9 protein-coding genes are annotated in these 9939 nt (G+C 72.4%); 4 read left to right on the top strand and 5 right to left on the bottom strand.

Translation table 11 applies throughout. From position 1 onward, the window contains the following. Positions 1–54: 54 nt before the first annotated feature. Positions 55–1332: a DNA recombination protein RmuC gene (locus tag Dsi01nite_RS21705; RefSeq protein WP_203848047.1), complete on the bottom strand. Its 1278-nt coding sequence runs from the start codon at positions 1330–1332 to the stop codon at positions 55–57. Between the two features lie 39 nt (positions 1333–1371). Here Dsi01nite_RS21705 and Dsi01nite_RS21700 point away from each other — a divergent pair, with 39 nt between their 5' ends. Further along, a complete protein-coding gene (locus Dsi01nite_RS21700) occupies positions 1372–2157 on the top strand; it encodes a FliH/SctL family protein (protein WP_203848046.1) in 786 nt (261 codons plus the stop codon). Between the two features lie 83 nt (positions 2158–2240). Here Dsi01nite_RS21700 and Dsi01nite_RS21695 read toward each other — a convergent pair whose 3' ends face one another. The 3 genes from Dsi01nite_RS21695 to Dsi01nite_RS21685 form a co-directional block, all read right to left on the bottom strand. Beyond that, on the bottom strand, positions 2241–4163 hold the full coding sequence (locus tag Dsi01nite_RS21695; RefSeq protein ID WP_203848045.1) for a tetratricopeptide repeat protein: 1923 nt from the start codon (positions 4161–4163) through the stop codon (positions 2241–2243). A gap of 155 nt (positions 4164–4318) precedes the next feature. Next, positions 4319–4804 carry a methylated-DNA--[protein]-cysteine S-methyltransferase gene (locus Dsi01nite_RS21690; protein WP_203848044.1) on the bottom strand — a complete coding sequence of 162 codons (486 nt, stop codon included), beginning with the start codon at positions 4802–4804 and terminating at the stop codon, positions 4319–4321. After that, complete coding sequence (locus Dsi01nite_RS21685; RefSeq protein WP_203848043.1) at positions 4804–6213, bottom strand: AlkA N-terminal domain-containing protein; 1410 nt, start codon at positions 6211–6213, stop codon at positions 4804–4806. Before Dsi01nite_RS21685 ends, Dsi01nite_RS21690 begins: the two co-directional genes overlap by 1 nt. Before the next feature lie 180 nt (positions 6214–6393). Between Dsi01nite_RS21685 and Dsi01nite_RS21680 the strand changes: the two genes are divergently transcribed. Then, positions 6394–6954 carry a hypothetical protein gene (locus Dsi01nite_RS21680; RefSeq protein WP_203848042.1) on the top strand — a complete coding sequence of 187 codons (561 nt, stop codon included), beginning with the start codon at positions 6394–6396 and terminating at the stop codon, positions 6952–6954. A gap of 71 nt (positions 6955–7025) precedes the next feature. Here the strand turns inward: Dsi01nite_RS21680 and Dsi01nite_RS21675 are convergent, their stop codons facing one another. Beyond that, positions 7026–7844 (bottom strand): AAC(3) family N-acetyltransferase, encoded by an 819-nt coding sequence (locus tag Dsi01nite_RS21675; RefSeq protein WP_239136065.1) that lies wholly within the window; start codon positions 7842–7844, stop codon positions 7026–7028. A gap of 34 nt (positions 7845–7878) precedes the next feature. Here Dsi01nite_RS21675 and Dsi01nite_RS21670 point away from each other — a divergent pair, with 34 nt between their 5' ends. Both Dsi01nite_RS21670 and Dsi01nite_RS21665 read left to right on the top strand, forming a co-directional pair. After that, positions 7879–8709 (top strand): sugar phosphate isomerase/epimerase family protein, encoded by an 831-nt coding sequence (locus tag Dsi01nite_RS21670; RefSeq protein ID WP_203848041.1) that lies wholly within the window; start codon positions 7879–7881, stop codon positions 8707–8709. Positions 8710–8759: 50 nt separating this feature from the next. Beyond that, positions 8760–9932, top strand: a complete 1173-nt coding sequence (locus Dsi01nite_RS21665; RefSeq protein WP_203848040.1) for an endonuclease/exonuclease/phosphatase family protein — start codon at positions 8760–8762, stop codon at positions 9930–9932. Positions 9933–9939 lie beyond the last annotated feature (7 nt).

The raw sequence follows: 9939 nt of genomic DNA, 5'->3' as shown, positions 1-9939 counted from the left end.
AAGGCGGGCAGGCAAGGCAGGCGGGGCGGGGCAGGGTGGGCAGGGCGGGTGGGGTCAGTGGGGTGGGTCTTCGCGGAGGGCGGCCAGCAGGGCGTCGTACTCGGACTCGAGGGGGTCCTGCCTGAGGGAGTCCTGCTTGAGGGGTTCCTGCTGGAGAGAATCCTGGTCGAGGGGGTCCCGTTTGCGGGGGTCCTGATCGAGGGGTTCCTGGGACTGGAGGTGGCGTGGGGTGAGCTCGACCTGGGAAGGGGTGGGCAGGGCGTCGGCGCTGATGCCGAGTTCGGCCAGGCGGCGGGCGCTGACCAGGACGCGGGCCTCGAGGGAGCCGACGGCCTTGTTGTAGGAGGAGACCGCGGTGCCCAGGGCGGTGCCGACCTTCGCGAAGTGGTCGCCCATCGTGGTGAGGCGGGCGTAGAGCTCGCGGCCCGTCTGGTGGACGGCGAGGGCGTTGTGGGCGAGGGACTCCTGGCGCCAGGCGTAGGCGATGGTCCGGAGCAGGGCTATCAGCGTGGCCGGGGTGGCGAGGACGACGTTGCGGGTGAAGGCGTGCTCGAGCAGGGCCGGGTCGTGCTGCAGGGCCGCGTCCAGGAACGTGTCGGCGGGCATGAAGAGCACGACGAACTCGGGTGCCGGCTCGAACGCGGCCCAGTAGGACTTGGCGGCGAGGGCGTCGACGTGGCCGCGGAGGTGCTTCGCGTGCTGGGTCAGGTGGGCGGTGCGGCCGGCCTCGTCGCGGGCCTCCATCGCGCTGAGGTAACCCTCGAACGGGGCCTTGGCGTCGACGACCACCTGCCGGCCGCCGTGCAGGCGGACCACGAGGTCCGGGCGGACGACGCCGCTGTCGGTGGTGGCGGTGACCTGCTCGTCGAAGTCGCAGTGCTCCAGCATGCCGGCGGCCTCGACGATGCGGCGCAGCTGGTGCTCGCCCCAGCGGCCGCGGATCTGGGGTGCGCGCAGGGCGGACACGAGCTGGCGGGTCTCGGTGCGCAGCTCACCGGAGACGTCGTGCATGGCGCGGACCTGCTCGCGCAGCGACTCGTAGGCACCGACGCGGTCGCGCTCCAGGTCGGCGACGCGGCGCTCGTAGCGAAGCAGCGCGTCGTGCAGCGGGGCGACGGCGTCGGCGACCGCGTCCTGGGTCTGGGCGCGGGCCTCATAGGTCAAAGAGCGCAGTGACGACTCGAGCCGGGCCTCACCGTCGCGGGTCGCCTGCAGGGTCGCCTCCAGCTTGGCCACGTCGACGGCCGCGCGTGACCGCGCGGCGAACCAGCCGAGCGCGATGCCGGCGGCCAGACCGATGAGGATCAGCAGGAGTTCCACGGGTATCAGCATGCACGAGGGGTGTGACAGAAAATGGGTACCGTCGGACCCATGGGAACCTGGATCGTCCTGGCGGTGCTCGTGGCCGTCGCCGTCGCAGCGGCCGCCGTGTTCGCCGCGAGGCGCAGGAAGCGTGAGCTCGCCGACGCCCGTGAGGACGCCCTGCGCTGGCACGAGCGGCTCGGTGGCCAGGTGATGAACCTCAGCGGCGACGCCCCGGCGGTCCGGCAGGCGCTCGCCGACGCCGGGGAGCGCTACACGGCCGCCGGTGCGCAGCTGGAGCGCTCGACCTCGGTGAAGCAGTACGAACTGGTCCGGGAGACGGCGCTGGAAGGCCTCGCGTACGCGCGGGCGGCCCGGGTGGCGCTCGGCATCGACCCCGGGCCGGACCTGCCGCCGCTCGCCGGGGCCCGCGCCGGGCAGCTCACCAGGGAGCGCGAGGTCGACGTGCAGGGGCACCGGTTCCGGGCCGGGCCGCAGCCGGGGGACGCCACGCCGTACTACTACCCGGGCGGCCAGGTCGCCGGAAAGGGTGTGCCGGCGGGCTGGTATTCGGAGCCGTGGTGGAAGACGGCCCTGGTCGCCGGCGCGTGGGGGGTCGGTTCGCTGCTCGTGTTCGACGCCCTGTTCAGCCCGTCCTGGGGCGACGCCGGCTACGACGCGGGCTACAACGCCGGCTTCGACCAAGGCTATGACGCCGGCGCAGACCAGGGCTACGACGCCGGCGCAGACCAGGGCTACGACGCCGGCGCAGACCAGGGCTACGACGGTGGCGACGGCATGGACGCCGGCTTCGGCGACGCAGGCGACATGGGCGACATGGGCGGCGACTTCTAAAGCACGACCCGACCTACAAAGCACGACCCGACGTCTAGAGCACGACCCGACCGACCGGGCCCGACGACCCGACCAGCGCGGCCTCAGTACCGGCTGCCCTGCGCCCCCCGCGAGGCCCGCTCCGCGAGCGCCAGATCCGACGCCGCCGCCCGCGCGAACGGGCTGCTCGGCCCCAGCAGCTGCGCGTACACCGACTGCGCCGCCCGGTACTCGGTGACGGCCTCGTCGAGCCGCCCCAGGTCATGCAGCACGCTGGCCAGCCGGTGCCGCGAGACCGCGGTGTCCAGGTGCACCGGCCCCAGCAGGTGCAACCGGCTCCCCAGCACCGCCCGGTGCTCCGACTCGGCCTCCGGCAGCCGCCCCGCGTGATGCAGCGCCGAGGCGAGGAGGCTCCGGCTCATCAGCGTGTCGCGGTGTTCGGCGCCGAGCAGCCGGGCCCGCGCCCGCATGACCGTGCTGTGCTCGTCGATCGCCCGGTCGAGCTCGCCCATGTCCTGATACACCTTGGCGAGGTTGCTCCGCGAGATCAGCGTCTCCTGGTGGTTGCTGCCCAGGACCCTGGTCCGCGCCTCGAGGACCCGCTGGTGCTCACCCTCGGAGCGGGTCAGGTCGCCGAGCTGGTGGTAGATCGTGGCGAGGTGGCTGCGGCTGGTCAGCGTGTCGGGGTGGTCCTCGCCGAGGATGCGCATCCGGGCGGTGAGGACCTCGTCGCACTCGACGAGCGCCTCGGCGAGCCGGTCGAGGTCGCGCAGCACGGTGGCGTGCTGGTCGCGCGCGGTGAGGGTGTCGGGGTGGTCCCAGCCGAGGGCGTGCGCGCGGGCGTCGACGATCTCGCCGTAGGCCTCCTTCGCCTCCTGCAGCTGGCCGCGCCAGTGCAGGTCGGTCGCCCGCTGCCAGGTCGCGGAGTCGTCGTAGACACGCGGGGCGGGGGAGGGGCGGCGGCGCGGCTCCGGGGTCGGCCACTCGGTCGGATCCGGCTCCGGTTCGGGCCTGGCGTGCAGCTCCCGCTGCGCCGGGATCGACGAGGTGGCGGGTCCGAAGACGGGGGCGGCGGCCGCCGCACCGAACGCGGGACCGGGCGCCGGCGGCCGCATGACCGGCGGTCGCGGCGGCGCGGGCGGGGCGGGCTGCGGAGCCCGGGTCGGGATCCGCACCGGCTGGGGTTCGAAGATCTCGTCGTCCACGTACGGGTCGGGCTCCGGCTCGAACGAGTCCGGCGAGAACCGTTCGGGCACGAACCGATCCACCGGCTCAGCGACCGCCGGTCCCGAGGAAGCGGCCGGCGACAGCACGACCTCGGGCACCTCGATCGGCGACTCGAGACCGCGGCGGCGCAGCTCCCGCTTGAGGGAGACGATCGCGTCGGAGATGCCGTCGCTGTGATCGCCGATCCGCCACGCGACCGCGATCACGGGCCGGTCCAGGGCGATGCTCAGCTGCCGCACCGAGCTCAGGATCGAGTCGTCCGGTGAGGCGTTGACGATGACCAGCGCCGCCTGGAACGCGGCGGTCTGCCCGACCAGCAGCGCCTGATAGGTGCTCTGCATGCGGGCGATGGAGAAGCCGGTGCCGGCCCGGATGTCGACGATGATGTGCGACTCGGACATGGCGATCGGGCCGAGGAAGTAGCCGAAGACGGGCTGGAGTTTCTGCCCCTCGCGCCCGGCCGCCTCGTACAGCGCGGCGTTCGCCCCCTCGTGATACGCGATGGCCTGCGGGGCGTGACCGCGGATGAGCTGCACGAAGCGGTCATACGCGCCCTCGGCGTCGCCTTCGAGCTGGGCCTTGCCGGCGGAGGCGAGCCGCTCCTCGCGGTCGGCGGAGCGGACCACGATCGTGCCGCCGGACAGTCCCGCGAGACCGACCAGGACGCCGGCCGCCACGAGGGCGGCGGCGCCGGCGGTGCTGCGGAACTGCATCGTGGTGAGCACGCCCAGCGCGACCAGGGCGAGCCCGACAAGCACGACGGTGAATCGGGTCTGGCTACTCCATCGTCCGCCAGTCATCGGTCCTCTTCTACGCGATGTTCGCGATGATGCAAGCCCGCAGCAACGAAAAAGATCCGCAGCGTGACAAGAATCCTCCCACGAATGAACCTGTCCACGGTAGATCGCGCCCGTGAACCCCGCCATTCACGTGGTGGGGAATGTAAAACTGTCAATTACACGACAGCATGCTCGTGATCGAGCAGCCATTGCTTCACGGGCAGCCCCCAGCGGAATCCGCCCAGCGTGCCGTCGGTTCGCAGCACCCGATGACACGGCACGAACAGTGCCGCCGCGTTGCGGGCGCAGGCCTGTGCCGCCGCCCGGATCGCGGGCGGCCGACCGGCAAGGGCCGCGAACTCCCGGTATGTGACGGGAGCTCCGGCGGGCACGGTGCGCAGCACGTCCCAGGCGTGCGTCAAGAAAGCGCCGCCCGCGCGCTGGTGCACGACCACGTCGTCGATCGCGTGCAGGTCACCGTCCAGGTAGGACAGCGCGGCCTTGCTCGCGTCGCCGACGTCCGCGACCTCGCGCAACGAAGCGACGTCGACAAACGGCGCCAGCCCGGCAACCGAAGTGAACCCGCTGGCCAGCACCGCACCATCGCCGTCAACGACGATCGTCAATGGTCCTACGGGTGTGGGTGAGGTCGAGTACAACATCAGGAACTCCTCCAGAGTCGGATCACGGCGTAGGAACGCCAGGGTCGCCAGCGCTCGGCGTGCGCGGCCAGCGAACGGGGGTCGTCGGGCAGGCCGAGGGCCCGCGCGCCGCGCAGCACCCCCAGGTCGGTCGGCAGGAACGCGTCGGGGTCGCCGAGGGCGCGCATCGCCGTGTACTGCGCGGTCCAGTCGCCGATGCCGGGCACCTCCTTGAGTCGGGCGGTCGTCTCCTCCCGGTCGCCGCCCCCGTCCAGGTACAGCTCGCCGGAGGCGACCGAGGTCGCCAGGGCGCGCAGCGTGTGCCGCCGCGCCACCGGCATCGCGAACGCGGAGTCCGGCAGTTCGAGCAGCTCGGCGGGCGAGGGGAAGACCGACCCGGTGACCAGCTTGCGCAGGACGGTCCGGGCGGCCGCGACGGAGATCTGCTGCCCGACCACCGCACGAACGGCGATCTCGAAGCCGTCGGTCGCGCGCGGTACCCGTACCCCGGCCTCCTTCAGGACGACCGGTGCCAGCAGCGGATCCTCGCCCAGCACCGCGTCGACGGCCGCGGGGTCGGCGTCCAGGTCGAACAGCCGGCGGCAGCGGGCCACCGCCGGCGCGAGGTCGCGCAGGTCCGCGAGGCGCAGCGTGGCCGCGACGTGGCCGTCCCCGGGCCGCAGGACCGCCGTCCCGGGTCCGTGCGGCAGGCGGAGGTTGCGCTGGTACGAGTCCCCGACCAGCCCGTCGATCCCGTCGATCGCCCGGTCCCCGAGAAACGACAGCAGCGCCTCGGCGTGCAACGGCGCGCGGAACGGCAGCCGCACCGACACCACCCCCGGGTCCTGCGCGGGATCATGCGAGAGCTGCGTGCGGCGCACCCGCAGGTCCGACGGCGTCCGGCCGTAGATCTCGCGGACCGTGTCGTTGAACTGGCGGACGCTGCCGAACCCGGCCGCGAACGCGATCTCGGCGAGCCCGAGCCGGGTCGTCTCGATCAGCACCCGCGCCGTCTGCGCGCGCTGCGCCCGGGCCAGTGCCAGGGGGCCCGCGCCGACCTCCGAGGTCAGCATGCGGTGCAGGTGGCGCTCGGTGTACCCGAGCCGCCCGGCCAGCCCCGGCACGCCGTCGCGGTCGACGACCCCGTCGGCGATCAGGCGCATCGCCCGGCCGACCACGTCACCGCGCACGTCCCAGGCCGGCGAGCCGGGTGCCGCGTCCGGCCGGCAGCGCAGGCAGGCCCGGAACCCCTCCCGCTGCGCCGCGGCCGCCGTGGGCAGGAAGCGCACGTTCTCCGCCTTCGGCACGATCGCCGGGCAGGACGGCCGGCAATAGATCTTCGTCGACTTGACCGCGGTGACGAAGACCCCGTCGAACCGCGCGTCGCGGCTGGTCGCCGCCCTGCGGCAGGTATCGAAGTCCAGTTCCATGTCACCTATCCTGCCTCGCAGGTGGGCCCCTCGGCTGGCGGCTTTCGGACCTCGGTGTCGGGGGCTGTGTCAAGGATCGGTCAGTGGCACATTTGCGGGATTCACCCGATCGGCGGGTTGTCTAAGTTGGTCCCACCAGCGAGAAACAAACGGCCCCCCAGCCGAGATGGAGATAGCACCATGAGCGACTACGACACCGACGCGACCGCAGGCACCAGCGAGGCCGACTACGCCGACCAGGGCGCCGACGCCGGCTACGGCGAGTCCGAGATCATCACGCTGCAGGGCCAGGACGGCTCGACCATCTACGCCGTCGACGTCGACCACGACGGTGACGCCGAGGCGGCCGGGTACGACAAGGACAACGACGGTCAGCTCGAGGAGATCGCGGTCGACACCGACAACGACGGCACGCTCGAGACCAGGATGGTCGACCTCGACGGCGACGGCACGTTCGACGCCGTGCTCACCGACACCGACGGCGACGGCGTCATCGACGTCGCGTCGCTGGACTCCAACGGCGACGGCATCATCGACCGCGTGGTCGCCGACACCGACGGCGACGGCGTCATCGACACCGACGTCAAGGACGAGAACTTCGACGGCGTCGCGGACTCCATCTCCCAGGACACCGACGCGGACGGCGACAGCGACGTGACGGTCACCGACACCGACGGCGACGGCACGTTCGAGACGGTCCGCTACGACGACCCGACCACGAACCCCCTCGCCCAGGCCTGACCCCTGAAGTCATGATCCGGAGGACCTTGAGCACCCCAGAGGTGCACGGGGTCTTCCGGATCATGGAGGGGTCACGACGAGAAGCGCCGGGACAGCCACATCGCGCCGAAGTCGACCAGGGCGCGCTGGCGCATCAGGCGCGCCGTGCCGGAACCGACCGGCCCGACCCGCTCCAGCCCCGTGATCGCCGCGAAATCCTTGCCGAGCGGCTCGAACAGCGACGTGTCGTCGGCCAGCTCCGTGTACTCGACCCAGCGCCGCTCGCCGTCGACCAGCACCGGCGAGCCCTGCCGCAGCCGCGGCTTCTCCGCCGGCAGCGCGGCCCGGTACTCCGCCAGGTGCAGCGACGTGTTGTTGTCGTGCCCGACGCCCAGCAGCAGCACCCACGCGTCCGCCTCGTAGAGCCGCGCGAGGGGTGAGCCCTCCCCGAGACCGTCGTGCAGCGTGTGGCCCGCGGTGATGCGCCCGGCATCCGGCCCGCACGCGGCGAACGAGACCGTCGGGTGGTCGCTGCGCAGTACCCCCGGAAAACGGCGGAAACACTCGACGACGGCACCCATGAAATAGGTTGGGGTGGTCCGCGGGTCGAAGGCCGGTGTCTCGCTGCGGATGACGTCCCACCAGGACTGCGGCACGGCCGGGTTGCCCCAGTCGGCCGGCTCGGTGAGCTGCCGTGAGTGCGTCGGCATGACCAGCGTGCCGGCCGGCCCGACCGCCTCCAGCAGCGCCGTCACGACCGCCTGCGGGCCGCCGGCGACCCAGCCGAGCTGCGACAACGACGAATGGACGATGACGGTCGCGCCGGTCGGCAGGCCGAGCGTCGCCAGCTGCGCGACCATGCCACGGACGGTGCCGGGCACGGCCGCCCGGGCGACGGCGTCTTCCTCCACGACTGGACAGACTAGCCGGTGAATACTGTTCGCCATGGTTGAGTGGGTACTGTCCGGGTTCGGCGACGAGATCGACGATGATCCACGCGTGCAGCTGGCGGTGCTGCAGGCGCTGGGCGCCTCGCACGTCGAGGTCCGCAGCGCCTGGGGGGTGAACGTGGCCGACTTCGACGCGGACCTGACCACGCGCCTGGCCACGGTGCTCACGGACCGCGGGATGGCGGTGTCGGCGGTCGCGTCCCCGATCGGCAAGACCGACGTCTACGGCGACGCGGAGGTGGAGCTGGCCCGGCTCCGCGCGGTCATCACGCTCGCGCAGCGCCTGGAGAGCCGATACGTGCGGCTCTTCTCGTTCTACCGGCCGCCCGGCGTGGACGTGGCGGCGACCCGCGACACCGTCCTGCGGCGCCTGCGGGCGTTCGCCGACCTGGCCGAACGCGAGCAGGTGGTGCTGGTCCACGAGAACGAGAAGGACATCTACGGCGACGTGCCGGCGCGCGTGCTGGACCTGATCGAGTCCGTCGGCTCGCCGGCACTGCGGGTGGCCTGGGACAACGCCAACTTCGTGCAGGTCGGCGTCCGCCCGTTCAGCGACGGCTACGCGATGCTGCGGCCGTATCTGGAGTACCTCCAGGTCAAGGACGCCCGGTTCGCCGACGGCGCGGTCGTGCCGGCCGGGGAGGGCGACGGCGAGCTGCCGCAGACCGTGACGACGCTGCGCGACGACGGCTGGACCGGATTCGCGTCCCTCGAACCGCACCTGGCCGACCCCGCCGACCCGGCCAGGACCGGGCCCACGGGCTTCGGCCGGGCCGCGCGGGCATTCGCGGCGCTGACCGCGGGCGCCGGGATCACCATGTCCTGAGGCGGGTTGCCGACTGTACATCCGCGAGGTCGTTGCTACGGTCCGTAGTCATGCGGCTGGCGACGTACAACGTGGAGAACCTGTTCGCCCGGGCCCGGGCCCTCGACCCGGCGGACCCGGCGAAGGGACAGCCGGCGCTGTCGGCGTATGAGGAGTTCAACCGGATCGCGGCCCACCCGGTCTACTCCGACGAGGACAAGGCCGCCATGCTCGCCGCCCTGGAGACCCTGCGGGTGTTCGTCCGGACCGGGGCCGGCCGGCGCGCCAACCCCGACCTGTTCGGCGACGCGTTCGCGGTGCTCCGGGAGAACCGGGGCGACTTCCTGGCCGCACCCGCCGACGCCGAACCCAGGATCGTCGCCACCGGCCGGGCGTCCTGGAACGGCTGGGTCGACCTCATCGTCGACCCCGTCGACGAGGTCGCCACCCGGATGACCGCCAGGGTGGTCGCCGACGTCGCCGCCGACGTGCTCTGCGTCGTGGAGGCCGAGAGCCGCCCGTCGCTGGTGAAGTTCAACGACGAACTGCTCGGCCGCCGGTACGCCCACGCCATGCTCGTGGACGGCAACGACCCGCGTGGCATCGACGTCGGCCTCTTCTGCGTGGCCGGCATCGAGATCGACTGGGTCCGCAGCCACGTCGACGTGCCCGACCCGGGATCCGACCGGCGCCTGTTCAGCCGTGACTGCCCGGTGTACCGGCTGCTCCTGCCGACCGGCGCCGAGCTGCACCTGGTGCTGAACCACCTCAAGAGCCAGTCCTTCACCAGCGGCGACCCCGACCCGCTCCGGACCCGCCAGGCGACCGAGGTCCGCGCGATCTACGACCGGCTCCGGCTCGCCGGCGCCGAGTTCGTCGCGGTGGTCGGGGACTTCAACAAGCGCCCCGACCACGCGTCGCTGCGGCCGCTGCTCGGCCCCGACTCGCCGCTGGTCGACGCGTATTCCCTGGCGGCGTTCTCCGGCCTGTTCGACCCGCTCGACCACGACCACGAGCGGCCCGGCAGCTTCCAGTCGTGCACGATCGGCAATCGCCTGGACTACATCCTGCTGTCGCCCGAGCTCGCGGCGCGGGTCACCGACGGCGGCGTCTTCCGGCGCGGCCTGTGGGGCACGCCGTCCAACGTGAAACGGCCGCGGCTGTGGGACGCGTATCCCGAGATCACCAGCGCCCGGCACGCCGCGTCCGACCACGGTGCGGTCTGGGTCGAGGTTGACCTGTAGCTTTTAC

Origin of the sequence: Dactylosporangium siamense (assembly GCF_016862795.1) — a bacterium.
In the GTDB taxonomy this organism is placed as follows: Bacteria; Actinomycetota; Actinomycetes; order Mycobacteriales; family Micromonosporaceae; genus Dactylosporangium; species Dactylosporangium siamense.
The sequence above is the reverse complement of the archived record's forward strand: the minus strand, read 5'-3'. Positions and strand labels throughout refer to the sequence as shown.

Bases quoted from the DNA above. Each gene is read 5' to 3' on its own strand.
- Dsi01nite_RS21680 (WP_203848042.1), top strand. From the start codon at position 6,394: ATGAGCGACTACGACACCGACGCGACCGCAGGCACCAGCGAGGCCGAC.
- Dsi01nite_RS21685 (WP_203848043.1), bottom strand. From the start codon at position 6,213: ATGGAACTGGACTTCGATACCTGCCGCAGGGCGGCGACCAGCCGCGAC.
- Dsi01nite_RS21665 (WP_203848040.1), top strand. From the start codon at position 8,760: ATGCGGCTGGCGACGTACAACGTGGAGAACCTGTTCGCCCGGGCCCGG.
- Dsi01nite_RS21695 (WP_203848045.1), bottom strand. From the start codon at position 4,163: ATGACTGGCGGACGATGGAGTAGCCAGACCCGATTCACCGTCGTGCTT.
- Dsi01nite_RS21670 (WP_203848041.1), top strand. From the start codon at position 7,879: ATGGTTGAGTGGGTACTGTCCGGGTTCGGCGACGAGATCGACGATGAT.
- Dsi01nite_RS21700 (WP_203848046.1), top strand. From the start codon at position 1,372: ATGGGAACCTGGATCGTCCTGGCGGTGCTCGTGGCCGTCGCCGTCGCA.
- Dsi01nite_RS21690 (WP_203848044.1), bottom strand. From the start codon at position 4,804: ATGTTGTACTCGACCTCACCCACACCCGTAGGACCATTGACGATCGTC.
- Dsi01nite_RS21705 (WP_203848047.1), bottom strand. From the start codon at position 1,332: ATGCTGATACCCGTGGAACTCCTGCTGATCCTCATCGGTCTGGCCGCC.